The 17,820-nt window shown below is 44.1% G+C and carries 13 protein-coding genes; 5 read left to right on the top strand and 8 right to left on the bottom strand.

The window, feature by feature from the left end; genetic code table 11:
- Nucleotides 1–2 precede the first annotated feature (2 nt).
- The 5 genes from lipA to nrfD all read left to right on the top strand — a co-directional run bounded on the left by lipA (nt 3) and on the right by nrfD (nt 5,248).
- A complete protein-coding gene (lipA, locus tag HBL79_RS06635) occupies nt 3–965 on the top strand; it encodes a lipoyl synthase (RefSeq protein WP_017805634.1) in 963 nt (320 codons plus the stop codon).
- 458 nt (nt 966–1,423) lie between these two features.
- The gene (gene nrfA, locus HBL79_RS06630; RefSeq protein WP_035687629.1) at nt 1,424–2,917 is read left to right on the top strand and encodes an ammonia-forming nitrite reductase cytochrome c552 subunit; all 1,494 of its coding nucleotides are present in this window, start codon (nt 1,424–1,426) and stop codon (nt 2,915–2,917) included.
- Nucleotides 2,918–3,012: 95 nt separating this feature from the next.
- On the top strand, nt 3,013–3,615 hold the full coding sequence (gene nrfB, locus HBL79_RS06625; protein ID WP_233570725.1) for a cytochrome c nitrite reductase pentaheme subunit: 603 nt from the start codon (nt 3,013–3,015) through the stop codon (nt 3,613–3,615).
- Nucleotides 3,612–4,289, top strand: a complete 678-nt coding sequence (gene nrfC / locus HBL79_RS06620; protein WP_035687625.1) for a cytochrome c nitrite reductase Fe-S protein — start codon at nt 3,612–3,614, stop codon at nt 4,287–4,289. Before nrfB ends, nrfC begins: the two co-directional genes overlap by 4 nt.
- A complete protein-coding gene (gene nrfD / locus HBL79_RS06615) occupies nt 4,286–5,248 on the top strand; it encodes a cytochrome c nitrite reductase subunit NrfD (protein WP_035687623.1) in 963 nt (320 codons plus the stop codon). The genes nrfC and nrfD overlap by 4 nt, the downstream gene beginning before the upstream one ends.
- 220 nt (nt 5,249–5,468) lie before the next feature.
- On the opposite strand, the gene dnaE is transcribed toward nrfD, so the two are convergent.
- The 8 genes from dnaE to HBL79_RS06575 form a co-directional block, all read right to left on the bottom strand.
- Nucleotides 5,469–8,945 (bottom strand): DNA polymerase III subunit alpha, encoded by a 3,477-nt coding sequence (dnaE, locus tag HBL79_RS06610; protein WP_035687620.1) that lies wholly within the window; start codon nt 8,943–8,945, stop codon nt 5,469–5,471.
- A gap of 119 nt (nt 8,946–9,064) precedes the next feature.
- A complete protein-coding gene (locus HBL79_RS06605) occupies nt 9,065–10,261 on the bottom strand; it encodes a BaiN/RdsA family NAD(P)/FAD-dependent oxidoreductase (RefSeq protein ID WP_035687670.1) in 1,197 nt (398 codons plus the stop codon).
- A 7-nt stretch (nt 10,262–10,268) separates the two neighbouring features.
- The gene (gene ccmI / locus HBL79_RS06600; RefSeq protein ID WP_035687618.1) at nt 10,269–11,102 is read right to left on the bottom strand and encodes a c-type cytochrome biogenesis protein CcmI; all 834 of its coding nucleotides are present in this window, start codon (nt 11,100–11,102) and stop codon (nt 10,269–10,271) included.
- A complete protein-coding gene (gene nrfF, locus HBL79_RS06595; RefSeq protein ID WP_035687615.1) occupies nt 11,099–11,566 on the bottom strand; it encodes a heme lyase NrfEFG subunit NrfF in 468 nt (155 codons plus the stop codon). The genes ccmI and nrfF overlap by 4 nt, the downstream gene beginning before the upstream one ends.
- A 348-nt stretch (nt 11,567–11,914) precedes the next feature.
- Nucleotides 11,915–12,436, bottom strand: a complete 522-nt coding sequence (locus tag HBL79_RS06590) for a DsbE family thiol:disulfide interchange protein (protein ID WP_035687611.1) — start codon at nt 12,434–12,436, stop codon at nt 11,915–11,917.
- Nucleotides 12,433–14,364, bottom strand: a complete 1,932-nt coding sequence (gene nrfE / locus HBL79_RS06585) for a heme lyase NrfEFG subunit NrfE (RefSeq protein ID WP_035687608.1) — start codon at nt 14,362–14,364, stop codon at nt 12,433–12,435. The genes HBL79_RS06590 and nrfE overlap by 4 nt, the downstream gene beginning before the upstream one ends.
- A gap of 583 nt (nt 14,365–14,947) precedes the next feature.
- Complete coding sequence (locus HBL79_RS06580; RefSeq protein ID WP_035687667.1) at nt 14,948–16,312, bottom strand: L-serine ammonia-lyase; 1,365 nt, start codon at nt 16,310–16,312, stop codon at nt 14,948–14,950.
- 68 nt (nt 16,313–16,380) lie between these two features.
- Nucleotides 16,381–17,622: a serine/threonine transporter gene (locus tag HBL79_RS06575; RefSeq protein WP_017807170.1), complete on the bottom strand. Its 1,242-nt coding sequence runs from the start codon at nt 17,620–17,622 to the stop codon at nt 16,381–16,383.
- Nucleotides 17,623–17,820: the final 198 nt, after the last annotated feature.

The following is a 17,820-nucleotide window of genomic DNA, read 5'->3' as shown; positions in this document are numbered from 1 at the left end:
TAATGGCAACTCCTTTCAAAATGGAACGCGGCGTAAAATATCGTGATGCCGCGAAAACCTCCATTATCCCTGTAAAAAATATTGATCCCAACCAGCCTTTATTGAAAAAGCCTGAGTGGATGAAAATTAAACTTCCAGCCAATTCAGCGAAAATCGACAGCATCAAAAATGGAATGCGTCGCCACGGCTTGCACTCGGTTTGTGAAGAAGCCTCTTGCCCAAACCTGCACGAATGTTTTAATCACGGCACGGCAACCTTTATGATTTTAGGGGCGATCTGTACCCGTCGTTGCCCATTCTGCGATGTGGCTCACGGCAAGCCATTGCCGCCTGATCCCGAAGAGCCTCGCAAATTGGCAGAAACCATTCAGGATATGAAATTGCGTTATGTGGTGATTACCTCGGTGGATCGCGATGATCTGCCTGATCGTGGGGCAGGACATTTCGCCGAATGTGTCAAAGAAATCCGCGCGCTTAATCCAGGGATCAAAATTGAGATCCTCGTACCTGATTTTCGCGGACGCATCGAGCAAGCCCTTGAAAAATTAAAAGATAATCCGCCTGATGTGTTCAATCACAACTTAGAGAATGTGCCGCGTCTGTATCGTGATATTCGTCCAGGGGCGGATTATGAATGGTCGTTGAAATTATTGCGTGACTTTAAAGCGATGTTCCCTGATATTCCAACCAAATCGGGCTTAATGGTGGGCTTAGGGGAAACCAACGAAGAAATTTTGCAAGTGATGCAAGATTTACGCACCAACGGCGTAACAATGCTCACACTTGGGCAATATTTACAGCCAAGCCGCCATCATTTACCCGTAGCTCGCTATGTTCCGCCTGAAGAATTTGATGAGTTTCGCGACAAAGCCAACGCAATGGGCTTTGAACACGCCGCTTGCGGGCCTTTCGTGCGTTCTTCCTACCATGCCGATTTACAAGCCAGCGGTAAATTAGTGAAATAATTGAAATAAAAGTGCGGTGAAAAATCATTATTTTTTCACCGCACTTTTCTTTTTGCTTACACTCCAAATAAAGTATCCAATTTTTCTCAAAACGCGGTATTTATTGCTCACCCATTTCTACTTATTTTTCTCCTGAATGAGTTTTGTAAAATGCATCTATTTTTATTTGGTTTTTTTTATAATTCAATAAGTTTTATACCTCTAATTGATAGTTTTTATAGGATTTAAATACCTATAAAAGGGTGTTGAGTAGAAAAAGATTGATCAAACGCAATAAATAGCAAAATAGCCCTGAAAAATCTTGGCGGATTTGCTATTTTTACGCTCGTAGAATTCTCTTTTATGTTCATTATCCCATTGTTTTTAATGAGAAAAATTATCATTTTTATAACATATAATGAACGTGCATTTTGCGAATGTGGGATATCCCTTGATCAACTTTTAATGGAGTAATTATCGTGAACATTTTCAGAAAAACGCTAGCTTCTCTGGCAATGGCTGGATTAACTTTAGCGGCGGCATCGTCTGCTATGGCGGTAGATAATAGTGCGGCGGAAAAACGTGCCCCTACCCGTGAAGAACTGGCAAAACCGAATCCTGATTTGAAAATTGAAACTATCAGTGAAAAATTTGCGGAAAAATACCCAAAACAATATCAAGGTTGGGCGGATACGGCAAAATCTTCTGAAATTGTTTACGCTGATGAAGTTGATCCAAGATTAATCGTTTTATGGGGCGGTTATGCGTTCTCAAAAGAATATAACAAACCTCGTGGACACTTTTATACTATTACAGATGTGCGTAATATTTTGCGTACGGGAGCACCTTTTGATGTCAATAGCGGGCCGCAGCCGATGGCGTGCTGGACTTGTAAAGGCCCCGATGTACCACGTTTAATTGCAGAATGGGGTGAGGAAAAATACTTTGATGGCAAATGGGCGAAAGGTGGGGCTGAAATTGTGAACCCTATCGGCTGTGCCGATTGCCACGACACCACATCAAAAGACTTCGCGGAAGGGAAACCAGCCTTACGCATTGCTCGTCCACACGTTTTGCGTGCCTTGGATACCATTGGTAAAGACTTTGCTCATTTAGACAAAACCGATAAACGCGGGGCAATTTGTGCGAACTGCCACGTTGAATATTACTTCGATAAAAAAGTGGTGAACAATGTGGTTTTCCCTTGGCAAAAAGGGGTTGATGTGGACAGTATGGAAAAATACTACGACAGCATCGAATTTTATGACTGGATTCACTCCTTATCTAAAACCCCAATGTTGAAAGCACAGCATCCAGATTATGAAACTTGGTTGCAAGGCACACACGGCAAAAACGGCGTAACCTGTGTGGATTGTCATATGCCGAAAGTGCAAGGGGCAGACGGTAAAGTTTACACCGATCACCAAATTGGCAACCCACTTGATTCCTTTGAAAACACTTGTGCGAACTGCCACGATCAAAGCAAAGAAACCTTGCAAAAAGTGGTAACTGGACACAAAAAAGACATCAAAGAGGTAATGCTTAAACTGGAAGATCAGCTCGTGAAAGCCCACTTTGAAGCCAAAGCCGCTTGGGACGCAGGGGCAACAGAAGAAGAAATGAAGCCTGCATTACAAGACATTCGCCACGCACAATGGCGTTGGGATTACTCTGCAGCAGGACACGGCGGTCATATTCACGCACCAGATGTGATCTTAAAAACCATCGCCACGGGGCTTGATCGTGTTGCTGATGCCCGTACCAAATTAGCGGTGATCCTCACCAAACACGGCGTAAAACAGCCGATCAATTATCCAGACATTTCTGATGCGGATAAAGCGTGGAAAGCAATGGGTATTGATATTGCCAAAGAACGTGCGGCGAAAGAAAAGTTCCTCAAAGAAGTTGTTCCACAATGGAATAAAGAAGCGTTAGAAAAAGGCTTAATGGAGAAAGCTCCACCAGCAAAATAAGCCAAAAAGTAACCGCACTTTATTGTGCGAACAAAAGTGCGGTCTATTTTGAATGAGAATTTGAGGAAAGAAAAATGAATGTTGCATTAAAGAAAATGGTGAAACTGGCGGCATTATTGGGGGTGATGATTGTTGAATTGCCCGCATCAGCCGCGAGTAAACCTGCGGAGCTTAGCTATCAACCCACGTTGGAAAACCAGCGTAACCCAAATGAATACTGTGCCAAATGCCATAAATTGGAAGCCAATGAGGAACAATCAGGCGGCGATTTGCATTTTGGTAAATTCCACGGTACGCATTTATCCAAAACCAATCCAGCCACAGGCAAGCCGATCACCTGTGTGAGTTGCCACGGTAATATTTCTGAAAACCATCGCCGCGGCGTGAAAGATGTAATGCGTTTTGAAAGCAATATTTTCTCGGACAAAACCCCGATGTACTCGGTGCAAGAACAAAACCAAGTGTGTTTTTCTTGCCATCGTCCTGAAAAATTACGCGAAAAACTTTGGGCGCACGATGTCCACGCAATGAAATTGCCTTGTGCCGCTTGCCATACCTTGCACCCAGAAAAAGATGCAATGAAAGGCATTGAGAAAAAACAACGGGTTAAACTTTGCGTAGATTGCCACGGAGAGCAACAAAAACGCAAAGCCTTGAAAGATCTTGATCCAACGACTAAACAAAAGGATAGCCAATGACCACTTGTTCACGCCGTAATTTTGTTTCCGGTATGGGGGCGTTGATCCTAATGACAGGCACTGCCGTCAAATCTGTTGCTCAAGAAAAAGCGGAAGAAAAGCCCATTCGCTACGCGATGTTGCACGATGAAACCGCTTGTATTGGCTGCACGGCTTGTATGGACGCTTGCCGAGAAACAAACCAAGTGCCAGAGGGTGTTTCGCGTTTAGAAATTATTCGTAGCAAACCCTATGGCGAGTTCCCTAATGTGAAATATGAATTTTTCCGCCATTCTTGCCAGCATTGCACCAATGCCCCTTGCGTGGCGGTCTGTCCAACGGGTGCGTCTTACATTGACGCGTCCACAGGGATTGTTGATGTGCATAAAGATTTGTGCGTAGGCTGCCAATATTGCATCGCGGTTTGCCCTTATCGCGTTCGCTTTATCCACCCTGTTTATAAATCAGCGGATAAATGTAATTTCTGTCGCGATACAAACCTTGCAAAAGGCAAACAGCCCGCTTGCGTGGAATCTTGCCCGACAAAAGCACTGACTTTTGGTGATACCAACGATCCGAATAGTGCGATTTCATTGAAATTAAAAGAAAAACAAACCTATCGTACCAAAGTTGAACTGGGCACAGATCCTAATCTTTACCACGTTCCAGCCAGAGCAGGGGAGATCAGACGATGAACAGCCCATTTCATTTTCCATCTTTAGTCTGGGACGGCCCGATTGCGATTTATCTCTTTTTATTAGGAATTTCCGCTGGGGCAACAATGCTTGCGGTATTGTTAAAACGTGCAGGGTTGGCAGGAGAACGCCCAGAAGAAAACAATATCTTAAAGGTTAATGCCTTGCTTGCACCGATTAGCATTACCATTGGTTTATTGCTATTGATTTTCCACTTAACCAAACCTTGGACATTCTGGTACTTAATGTTCAATTATCACCACACCTCAATTATGTCCGCTGGGGTGATGTTGTTCCAGTTGTATATGCTGTTCTTGGTGCTGTGGCTGGCGATTATTTTTAAATCCCTCGTGCTAAGTTTAGTGAAGCGTTTTATCCCAAAACTCGCTAATTTAGCTGAGAAAATCATTGATTTTGCCGCGAAATTTACCAATGTGATTGAGCTTGTTACTTTGTTATTTAGCGTCGCATTAGGGGCTTATACGGGCTTCTTGCTTTCCGCCTTAGTGAGCTATCCAATGCTAAATAACCCTGTCTTACCAGTGTTATTCTTGGCATCAGGTACGTCATCAGGCATCGCCGCATTGATTTTCTTTACCCTATGCTTCACCAAAGAAAACACGCATTCCAAAGGTTTGGCATTTTTGCATAAATTTGAATTGCCTGTCGTGTTGATTGAAGCCTTTTTGCTCTTCGCTTTCTTCTTTGGCTTATACCTTGGTGGCGGGCAAAAAACCGTGGCATTTCACACCGCACTTGGCGGCGGTTTTTGGTCGAATGTCTTTTGGTTCGGCGTGGTTGGTATCGGCATTGTCTTACCGCTGTTGCTTAACACCTTCGCCAATGACAGCCTAAAACACCGCAAAGGCTTTATGCTGATTGTTGCCGCGTTAGGCTTGATTGGCGTACTGTGCTTGCGTTACTTTATTTTATACGCAGGGCAAATGACCCTTGCGTAATGTAACGTGAATTTATGAATGATGGGCGAATCCATAGGATTTGCCCTGATTTTGGATATTTAGGTGTTACAGTCAGCAGAGAAAACATAACAAACGATATATAATACAATTCATTTTGCTTTCAGACGAAGATGCTAGGATAAAAACTCCTACTTTTATGCACGAAGAACGTGCTATGGAAGTATAAATTTCTATCTATTTTCTGTTTCAATAAACCGCATTAACCGAATTCTAATTCCACAGCATATTGTCCTATCAGTTCAACTAGGGAATGAATAAGCTCATCAGTTGGGTTTACGGACCATTGCACACCGAGTTTGATTAATGCTCTGCCCTGTGGACTTTGATAATACACATTAATTGGTAATACACCACCGCAATAAGGGGTAATGGTATCCTTAAGTTTTTTGATAAATTGGGCATTTAATTGGTCTTGGGTTAAGCAAATAGCTAAACTTTTTGCGTAACGGCTACGAGCTTCATCAAGGGTCATCAGCTCACGTACTGACATTCTTAGCCCTTGGGAGAAATCGTCAAAACTTACTTGCCCAGATACAATTACAATGCTGTCTTTTTGTAATTTTTCTCCAAAACGTTCAAGGGTTTCACCAAATAAGGTGAGATCCAACCGCCCTGAGCGGTCATCAAGGGTAGCTATGCCTAATCGATTGCCTTTTTTTGTAATGGCGATGCGGGAATTGACCACTAGTCCGCAAGTAGTACTAATCTGTCCTCGATAATTCGGCACAAGTTCATTTAAACGTGTTGAACTATAATGAGCAAGCTCCTTCAAATAAGGACTAATTGGGTGGCTAGTCAAATACAACCCAAGGGTTTCCCGCTCTCCATCAAGGATCTGCTTTTCGCTCCAGCGTGGCGTGTTGGCATAGGCTTGTTCAACCTCTTCAGGGGTTTCTGTTAGCACGCCGAACATATCCGCCTGCCCGATGGCTTCATTTTTAGCATATTGATCGGAGGCTTTAAGTGCATCTTCCAAATTTTTCGCTAATGCTGCACGGTGTGGCCCGAGTTTATCAAATGCACCTGACATTATTAGGTTTTCAAAAGTGCGGCGGTTAATTTTCTTTAAATCCACTCTCGCACAAAGATCAAACAGGTCTTTGAAAATGCCACCTTGTTCGCGGGCAGTAATCAACGCTTCAATCGGGCCTTCTCCTACGCCTTTGATTGCACCAATACCATAGACAATTTCACCATTGTCATTTACGCTGAAATGATGCTGACCGGTATTAATATCTGGTGGTGTAACTTTAAGCCCCATTCGCAAACATTCATCGTAAAGCCCCACAATTTTTTCTGCATTATGCATTTCAGAGGTCATTACGGCAGCCATAAACTCCGCAGGATAATGGGCTTTGAGCCATAGGGTTTGGTAAGAAACCAAGGCATAAGCAGCGGAGTGAGATTTGTTAAACCCATAGCCAGCAAATTTTTCCACGAGGTCGAAAATTTTCATTGCCAAGTTGCCGTCCACGCCGTTTTTCACCGCCCCCTCTTCAAATACAGAACGCTGTTTTGCCATTTCTTCCGGTTTCTTTTTCCCCATTGCGCGGCGTAATAAATCCGCTCCACCAAGGGTATAACCCGCCAGTACTTGGGCGATTTGCATTACTTGTTCTTGATACAAAATAATGCCGTAGGTTGGCTCTAAAATTGGTTTCAGCCAAATGTGCTGATATTCCGCATCGGGGTAGGAGATTTCTTCTTCCCCGTGTTTACGGCGGATAAAGTTATCCACCATTCCCGATTGCAACGGCCCTGGGCGGAACAACGCCACCAACGCGATGATGTCCTCAAAACAGTCAGGTTTTAGGCGTTTAATCAGATCTTTCATTCCCCGTGATTCCAACTGGAACACGGCGGTGGTTTCTGCATTGAGTAACACTTGGAAAGATTGCGGATCATCAAGGGGAATGCGGTTAATATCCACTAATGGCTTGCCTTCTTTGCTTAGGCGAGCGTTAATCATATCCAATGCCCATTTGATAATGGTGAGCGTCCGCAGCCCCAAGAAGTCAAATTTAACTAGCCCTGCATATTCCACATCATTTTTATCAAAGTGGGTAACGGGGTGCTTGCCCTCGCTATCACAATATAACGGCGAAAAATCCGTAATCAGCCCTGGAGAAATCACCACGCCGCCCGCGTGTTTCCCAGCGTTACGGGTTACCCCCTCCAGCTTGCGAGCCATATCAATGAGGGCTTTTACTTCCTCATCGCTTTCATAAATTTCAGGCAAACGTGGTTCGGCTTCAAAGGCTTTCGCTAAGGTCATACCAGGGTCAGGTGGCACAAGTTTAGAAATACGATCCACAAAATTATAAGGGTGTCCCAACACTCGCCCCACATCGCGAATTACCGCTTTCGCTGCCATTGTTCCAAAGGTGATGATTTGCGACACCGCCCCACGCCCGTAGGTTTCCGCAACGTGCTCAATCACGCGGTCGCGACCGTCCATACAGAAATCCACGTCAAAATCGGGCATTGATACCCGCTCAGGGTTGAGGAAACGCTCAAAGAGCAAATCAAATTCAAGGGGATCGAGATCGGTGATTTTTAACGCATATGCCACCAAAGATCCCGCCCCTGAGCCACGCCCCGGTCCAACAGGAATATCATTGTCTTTTGACCACTGAATGAACTCCATCACGATCAAGAAATACCCTGGGAAACCCATTTGGTTAATTACGTCTAGCTCAACTTGCAAACGTTCATCATATTCCTTGCGTTTTTCTGACCGCTCTTTTTCATCGGGGAACAAAAATGCCAAGCGTTCTTCCAAGCCCTCGCGGGATTTCTTCACTAAATACTCTTCGGTGCTGAGATCCCCCGTCGGGAATTTCGGCAAAAAATATTCTCCCAAGCGAATGGTTACATTACAGCGTTTGGCGATTTGCACCGAATTTGCCAAGGCAGAGGGAATATCCGCAAAGAGTTCGCACATTTCTTGTTCAGTGCGGAAATATTGTTGATCGCTATACAATTTCGGACGTTTCGGGTCATCAAGGGTATAGCTGTCGTGAATGGCAACGCGGATTTCGTGGGCTTCAAAATCTTCCGAAGATAAAAAACACACATCATTGGTTGCCACCATTGGGATATGGTGTTTTTCCACCAGTTTTAATGCCGCTTGAATGTAGCGTTCTTCCTCCGCTCGCCCCGTGCGAGTGAGGCTCAAATAAAAGTGGTTAGGGAAAAATTCTTGATAAAAACGCACCGCACTTTCAACATCGGCTGAATTATTTTTCAGTAGCTTTTTACCCACATCGCCGTTGCGCCCGCCAGAAAGAATAATCAAGCCTTCGCGGTGTTCCACCAACCATTGTTGATCGATATAAGGCAAATCCTGATAGCCACGCTCGTAGGCTTTTGACAGTAGTAAGGTAATATTATGATAACCCGCGTTATTTTTGGCTAATAGGGTCAGCTCAAAATGCTCATCGCCGAGCAGATCGCTTTTAACCAACACGTCCGCCCCTACAATGGGTTTCACACCTGAAGAGAGGGCTTCGCCGTAAAACCGCACCAGCCCGCAGAAATTAGTGAAATCCGTCAATGCCATTGCCACCATTTCGTTTTGCACACAGGCTTTGACTAGCGGTTTCACTTTGGCGATACCGTTAATCATTGAAAAATCGCTATGCACACGCAAATGCACGAAACGGGGTTCTGACATAAAAAATCCTTGTTATTTTGCTATTGATGAGATGAAAAAGGGAAATTAGCCTGCCATTTTAACGAGATTTTAGCGCGGATCAAATTTCTTTTTGCGAGTAATAAAAGTGCGAAATTAGCCTATAAACTGGCGATATGGCTCGCACAGGCATAAGCCGAACTCCACGCCCATTGAAAATTATAGCCGCCCAGCCAACCTGTAACATCAAGTACTTCGCCGATAAAATACAATCCTTTCACCGTCTGAGCTTCCATTGTTTTCGAGGAAATCTCGTGGGTGTCCACCCCGCCCATTGTAACCTCAGCAGTGCGGTAGCCCTCTGTACTATTGGGGAAAACCTGCCAATGGTGAATAAAATTGTGCAAATTTTCTAACCGCACTTTGCTTAAATTCGCTAAGGTTTCATTCGGGATCATCCCTCGCTCAACCCACAGCTCCACCAATTTACTCGGCAACAAACGAGATAACGCGGTTTTTAACTGCAATTTTGGCGAGGTTTGGCGTAATTCCTGCAAATAATCCCTAATGGATTGGCTCGGCAATAAATCCACTTCTACCACTTCATTCGGCTGCCAATAGTTAGAAATTTGTAAGATTGCAGGCCCAGAAATACCGCGATGGGTGAACAATAATTGGTTGAAGAAAGATTGTCCATTTTCAGCACTCACACGCACAGGCAAAGAAACGCCGGCAAGTGCGGTGTAAAATTGCTCTGTTTCTCGCCAACGAAACGGCACTAAAGACGCACGCGGAGCAATCACATTCAGCCCAAATTGCTCCGCGATCTGATAACCAAAAGGCGTTGCCCCTAAGGCGGGCATTGAAAGCCCGCCCGTTGCGATCACCAGTTGGCGACAATGCCACCTTTTCCCATTTGCTTGCACTGAGAACCCGCCATTTTCAATGGCGGAAACCTGCTCAATATTCTGGCGTAAATGGATCTGAGCTTGGTATTTTTCGCATTCGCTAAGAAGCAAATCCACAATATCTTGCGAACTCCGATCGCAAAAAAGCTGTCCTAATTCTTTTTCGTGGTAAGGAATGCCATATTCCGCCACCAACGCGATAAAATCCCACTGGGTAAAACGTGCCAAGGCGGATTTCACAAAGTGCGGGTTGTGCGAAAGATAATGTTGCGGCGTTACCTCCAAATTGGTGAAATTGCAAAAGCCGCCGCCTGACATCAAAATCTTGCGTCCTGCTTTTTTGCCACAATCAAGTACTGCCACCTGTTTACCTTGCTTGGCAAGCTGCCCCGCACAAAACAGCCCCGCTGCCCCCGCCCCAATAATCAAGGTGTCTGAAACCGTTGTCATCATAAAATTAGTTTGCCTTTTGTGTTTTGGCGTTTTGTAACATTTCCGCCATTTGCATATTTTGAATAATCGCACGGCGATCTACACTAGATTTCTCCGCATCAAGCACCTGTTGCCATAAGTGAAGTGCATCGGCGTAATGCCCTTGCACAAAGGCTTCGCCTGCTAAGAGAGATAGGCTGGATACTTCTTTGGGATCTTGCACCAATGCCTGATCTAGCAATGCCCGCACCTGAGGCGTGATTTTTTGCCCCGCCTGTTGATACAAACCATTGGCGATCAAACCTAACAAATACGGCTTCGCCCCCGTTAATCTTTCCGCATAGGAATAGGCAAGCAAGGCGTTATCCACCTCATTTTGCGTCATATAAGCCTGCCCCAGAGCGATCCAATCTTCCGCATTATTGGGATTTTGCCGTAATCGCTGTTGGATTTTTAGCACATAACGATCTTCTGATTGCCCTGCATTTTGCGGTGTCGCCGTTTTTTCCGCAGGGTTTCGCAAGGCTTGCTGAACTTCGCTAAAGCGATCAAGAGAAAAATAATACCCTAAGGGTACAACAACCAACACCGCCATTAATACAACAAGATAAGCACCATAGCGGGGGGAAGTCTTAGGAATAAAGTGCGGTTGTTTTTCAAGCTGTTTTTCATCATCAAGTAAACGCTGAGCCAATTCTTGTGCGAGTTCCGCGTCCACATTGCCTTGCGTTTGCTCGCGGTAGCGTGCAATATTTTCCCGCTGGCGATGATTGGTTTGCCAATCCAGTCCCCGCCCTAACGGCAACCATAAGCCGAAAGTGAGCAATAAAAGTAACCCGATACCCAGCCAAAAAGTCATTGTTTTTGCTCCGTTTTTGCTAATAATTCACGTAAAGCCTGTTGCTCGCTGGTGGAAAGCCCCGCGGTGTGATTACCTTGCTTTTGGCGTTGGCGTAGCATTCGCCACATTGCGGTCGCCGAGAGCAATAACAGCACAAAAGGCAAGCCCCACAACAACAGCGTGGTGGATTTCAACGGCGGGTTATAACGCACAAAATCGCCGAACCGCTCCGTCATTGTGGCGATAATTTGTTCGTTGCTTTCGCCCGCTTCCACCATTTTATACACCTCAAGGCGAAGATCGTAAGCAATGGGGGAATTGGACTCCACTAAATTTTGATTTTGACATTGCGGGCAACGTAGCGATTTTGCTAATGCCACCGCACGGGTACGCTCCGCCGAGCTTTTAAATTCAAAGGTATCCACCATTTCCGCCCGTGCGAAATGGCTGATTAAACACAATAGAAAAAACCATTTTTTCATTTATTTTGCCTCAGCTCCCTAAGCTCCATTCTCTTATTCTCATCATTGCCTTTTAAGGATTTTTTAACACTCATTTTTCCCAACTCGGGCGTTTTACCTTTCCCACAAAATCATTTTCTAAAACAAAAGTGCGGTAGTTTTTGGTAATGTTTTTCGCACTTGAGTTTTTCTACCATCGCGAGAATAGTTGATTTTTTGGCTCAGCTTTTCAATCTCAGCCCTTTTATTCTAACCATTGCTTCTCAGCGATTTTTTAATGCTCGCTTTTCCCAATACGAGTGTTTTACTTTTTACGCAAAGCTATTTCTAACATAAAAGTGCGGTGGTTTTTCAAGGCATTTTTTGCTTTTATTCCGTCCACAATGGTAAAAATTGTTGTTGCCAGATTTGTTCGTTTAATGGGCCTGAATAGCGGTAGCGGATAATACCTTGGCGATCCACGTAATAGGTTTCGGGCGCACCGTCCACGCCTAATTTCATCGCAAGTAAGCCTTTACTATCATCAATCACCAAGCTAAACGGATTACCCATTTGTTGCAACATTTGCAAGGCATTTTGCCGTTGATCGCGGTAGTTTAGCCCCACAATCGGCACGCCCTGTTGGTGCAACTGCATTAAAAAAGGGTGTTCTTGTTTGCAATAAGCACACCAGCTTCCCCACACGTTGAGCAAATACGCCCCTTTTGGCAAGGATCTTGGGCTTAGCCCTTGTTCTGGATCGAGTAAATTCGCCTGATAAAATTCGGGTATAGGCTTGCCGACTAAGGCGGAGGCGATTTTTTTCGGATCATTATGCAAGCCTATAAACAATAAAATGCAAATGCTGAGAATGAGCATTAGCGGGAGAAACACGATAATCTTTCTTTTCATTCTTGACTTCCTTTTGCTACAACTTTTCGGCGACGCAATGACCACGCGGCGAGCAATGCCCCCAATGCCATTAAACTCGCCCCAATCCATAACCAACGAATGAAAGGCTTGTAATGCAAGCGGAAAGAAAATTCGCCGTTGCCAAATTTATCGCCCATCACAATGTAAATATCGCCTGCCAAGCCCGAGTGTAGCCCCACTTCCGACATATTCATTGTTCTCACATCGTAGTAGCGTCGTTCGGGATAAAGTGCGGTGATTTTTTGACCCGATTTTTTGATTTCAAATTCTGCCACTTCGCTGGTGTAATTTGCACCTAACACATTATAGAAGCCAAGATAATGAAACTCGTAGCCGTTTAACATTTGGCTTTGTTGCGGAGCAAGACGCACGCCAATTTCGCTACCGAAATAGCTCGACATTGTCGCCCCGATCACTGTCAGCCCTAGCCCGCAATGTGCAATTCGCATCGCCCAATTTTTAAGGGAAAAGCCTCGCCAACAGCCCCATAGATTCACCAAAATCAACCAAAAAGCCAGTGCCACTAAGACAAAAGGTAGGGCTTGAAAATGTAGGCTTGCGTCCCCTTTAAGGCTAAAGGTGATAATGCTGTAAGCTAGCACTAACGCGGGGAGGAAGAGTAGTCCATTACGGCTAAGCAAAGTGCGGTGGAATTTTTTCCAGAATGTTCCCATTACCGCAATCATCGCCAGTAAGGCTAACAGGATAAGAGGTAAGAAAATGGTATTAAAATAAGGCGCACCGACAGAAATCGAACCCCAGCCCATTGCGCTAAATAGCATTGGATAAAATGTGCCTAAAAATACGCTTGCCGTGGCGACCGCCACCAAAATATTCGCTATGAGCATTAGGCTTTCTTTAGAAAAAAAGGAAAAATGCACCGCACTATTTTCACTTGGGCGCACATTCACTTTCAACGCGAAGAGGGTCAGCGAGCAAGTGGTAAGTAAGAAAAAGAGGAGCAATAACGCCATTCCGCGTTCGCCGTCCATTGCAAAAGCGTGAACAGAGGTCAGCACGCCAGAACGCACAATGAATGTGCCTAACAGGCTGAATGCAAAGGCGAAAAGAGAAAATAAAATCGTCCAGTAATGGAAAATGCCTCGCTGTTCGCTTACTGATAGGCTGTGTAGCAAGCCTAGCCCGAGTAGCCAAGGCATTAGCGAGGCGTTTTCAACGGGATCCCAAAACCACCAACCGCCCCAGCCAAGCTCGTAATATGCCCACCACGCGCCGAGCATTATGCCTAGCGTGAGGAAAAACCAAGATACCAGCACCCAAGGGCGTGTCCAGCGTGCCATTGCCGCATCAAAATGCCCGCTGAGTAGAGCGGCGAGGGTGAGAGCGAAATTCACCGCAAAGCCCACATAGCCGAAATAAAGTAGGGGCGGGTGAAAAATCAGCCCCACATCTTGCAACATTGGATTGAGATCTCGCCCTTCCAGTGGCACAGGAAATAGGCGTTCAAAAGGGTTAGAGAAGAACACAATAAACACCGCAAAGCCAACGCACAGCAAGCCCAAAATAGAGAGGGTTCGGCTAGCAATGATGGGATCGATTTTACGGCTGAAAAAGGCGAATGCCATCGTCCATAAGCTGAGGGAAAAGAGCCAGAATAGCATTGAGCCTTCGTGTCCGCCCCAAGTGGCTGCCAATTTAAAAAAAATCGGCAAGGCAGAATTGGAATGGGCGGCGACATATTGCAATGAGAAATCATCAACGGCGAAAGAATACGCCAATAGCCCCAGTGCCAGTGAGGTGAAAATCCCAAATAAATAGCTGAAATTCCACGCTAAGCGGATTAAGCGAGGCTGCCGATATTGAATGCCAATCGCTGGCACAACTGCCAATAGCAAGGCACTCATTAAGGCAAAAAGTAGGGTGATAAAGGCAAGTTCTGGGATCATCGTTACATCTAGTTATTTGTTTGTGGTGTATTTTAGAGAAATCAGCCTAAAAAGTCATTGGTTGAGTGATAAATAGCAATAATTGTAATTTTTTGTTGTTATTCTGTATTATGTGATTTCCTGAACTATCATACTGACAGCGGCAGAATGTTTTATCTCGCAGTAAAAAATTTTTGCAGAAGCTACAGTTTCTCATTCTAATCACATTTTTTTAGTGGAAAGAAGCTATATTTAATTTGCAGCATTCGTTTTTTATTTCTTATCTGATGTGTGTAATTTGTATAGGCATTGAGATTTTGAAGTGCGGTAGGAATTTTTGATAATTTTTAATCTGGAAAGGCTCTATGCTTTTTATTCTCGCCGCTTAAGTCACACCTTAAGTGAAGATACGATAAATGTTCCTTTGATGCGATGTAACGCAGTATCATTTTGAAATCAAGTGGCGATATTTAGCACCAAATTTTATTTGGTAGCCACATATTCTTGCTTGCATACTGCGTTATTTTATCTTGCTTTACAGTTATACTGTTTTTAGCAGGCGGTTTGATATGTAAATAAAGTTAATTTAGTGATATAAAAAACTTTAAGTACATACAATTTTTACCGCCAATCCCCCTTGCGAGGTTTCGCGGTATTTAGCGTTCATATCTTTTCCTGTTTCGTACATCGTTTCAATAACTTTATCTAGGGTTACTCTTGGATTGCTGGTGCGTTGCAGTGCCATTCGGCTGGCGTTGATGGCTTTGACTGAGGCGATGGCGTTGCGTTCGATGCAAGGCACTTGCACTTGTCCGCCGACGGGATCGCAAGTTAGTCCAAGATTGTGTTCCATTGCGATTTCAGCGGCAATGCACACTTGTTCAGGGCTTCCGCCCAAAATTTCGGTTAAGCCTGCCGCTGCCATTGAGCAAGCCACGCCAACTTCGCCTTGACAGCCCACTTCAGCCCCTGAAATGGAGGCGTTCATTTTGTAGAGTGAGCCGATCATTCCGCAGGCTAATAAATAGCGTTCGATCACTTCGTCTGTGATTGGAGAAACGAATTTTTCGTAATAAGACAACACGGCTGGCACAATGCCGCAAGCACCGTTGGTCGGAGCAGTAACCACTCGCCCGCCAGCGGCATTTTCTTCATTCACCGCAAGGGCGTACATATTCACCCAGTCAATCACTTTCATTGGGTCATTAGAAAGCCCGCTATTAGCTTGTAGTAAACGGTGGAGCGACGCTGCACGACGAACCACTTTTAACGGGCCAGGTAATAAGCCTTCGGTGCTTAAGCCGTGTTCAATACATTCTTTCATTGTTTGCCAAATGCGTTTCAGATGAGCTTGCGTTGCTTCTTTGCCGTGTAAGGCGATTTCATTCTGCAACATTAGGCTTGAGAGTGCTAAGCCATTTTCTTTACAGTGATGTAAGATATCGGCGGCATTTTGATAGGGGAAAGGTACATTCACTTCGTTGTCTTCGCTTTGCTCAAAATGAGCTTCATCAACGATAAAACCGCCTCCTATGGAATAATAAGTTTGGCGATAAAGCAGTTCTTCTTCCGCATAAGCAGAGATTGTCATACCATTTTCGTGTAACGGAAGGAAAGTTTGGTGGAAAACCATATCCGTTTCGTAATTAAAATGGGCGGTTTTTTGTTCTTGGGCAAGGGGTAAAAGTGCGGTGCGTTTTACCTCAGAAATAAAATGCGGAATGAGATCAATATCCACATCGTGCGGTAGATACCCAGCCAGCCCCATAATGATCGCAATATCGGTGTTGTGTCCACGCCCTGTCATCGACAGCGAGCCGTATACATCAACTTTAATGTGGCTTACTTTTTCTAGTAAATGTTGGGCGGCCAAGTCATCGACAAATTGTTTGCCTGCTTTCATTGGACCGACGGTATGGGAGCTTGAAGGTCCAATACCAATTTTAAACATATCAAAAACACTAATCATAAAATACTCTAAAATTTTATTGCAGGGCATTTCAGCCCTGTATTCAAAAGAGGGTTATTCTATCTCAATTAATAAAATAAGCCATAGACAACCGCAGAGATTGCAATGATTCCCATAATGGTAACAAAAATATTGCTGATATGACCTTGGTAACGTGACATTGCTGGCACTTTACGGATTGCATACATCGGCATTAAGAAGAGAATGGTGGCAATAATTGGGCCGCCAATGGATTCAATTAAGCCTAAAATGCTTGGGTTAATAATTGCTACCGCCCATAGGGTCAGCAAAAAGAAAAGTGCGGTGCTAAAATTAAGTGTTTTTCGGTTTTGAATGCCTTGCTTGCCAGAAAGTTTTAAGTATAGCCCTTGAATGCCTTCTCTTGCACCTAAATAATGTCCAAAGAAAGAGCTGGTGATGGCTAAAAATGCCACAAGAGGTCCAAGGTAGGAAATATAAGGATTGTCAAATTTGTTTGCCAAGAAGGACAAAATGCTGATATTTTCCGCTTTGGCTTGCACTAAATCTTCTGGCGTGAGGGTTAAAACACAGCTAAATACGAAGAACATTACAAAAAAGAGCAATAATGTTGAGGTATTTTTGAGGGTTTTGCTCGCGTGTTGTTCCGTTAATTCAAAGGTCTGGTATTCCCGTTGTTGTGATTGAGAAAAGCAAGAAATTGCGGGAGAGTGGTTGAATGAAAAAACCAGTACGGGAATGGTGATCCACAGGGTACTGATGAAACTGGTGGCATCAGGCATTTGGTGCAGCATTGCCGTATTCCATTGGGGAATTAAGTAAATGGATAGGGCGAAAAGAATTAATACCAGCGGATAAACCAAAAATTCGGTGAGTTTCAGCATCATTTTTTCACTCATCAGCATTACTGAAATCAAACTTGCAATCAGAATGAATGAAAGCAACACGCGATTAGGGGCAGGGAGTCCAAGTTGATTTATCATAAAAGATTCAACCGTATTGGTGATCCCATTGCCATAAATTAATAAAATCGGGAAAATGGCGAAAAAATATAATAATGTGATGATCTTTCCCGCATTTTTACCAAAATGTTCTTCTACTACTTCCGTAATATCGCTACCTGCTTTAGAAGAAGATAAAACAAATCTGGATAAGGCACGATGAGAAAAATACGTCATCGGTCCGACAAGACACATCATTACCACTAATGGCCAAAAGCCCCCCATACCCGCATTAATCGGTAAAAATAGCACGCCCGCACCAACCGCAGTGCCAAATAAATTTAGCGTCCAAAGTAGATCAAATTTATTGCTTATTGTTTTCTTTGACATTGAATAACTCCGTTTTTATTTTATTCTAATTACTAGGCAAAATGCCCCGTAATATTACCGCGGCAGATGATATAGGGATTATAGGTTTATCGCATAAAAAGATTATGAATATGTGATGGTGATCAACTTTTTGTGGTGAGTTTGATTAAAGAATAATAATTTCTCAAAAGGTTAGCGTACTAGATTTGAATTAACCTA

The organism is Avibacterium paragallinarum (genome assembly GCF_011765605.1).
In the GTDB taxonomy this organism is placed as follows: Bacteria; Pseudomonadota; Gammaproteobacteria; order Enterobacterales; family Pasteurellaceae; genus Avibacterium; species Avibacterium paragallinarum.
This window is presented reverse-complemented; position numbering and strand designations above follow the sequence as displayed.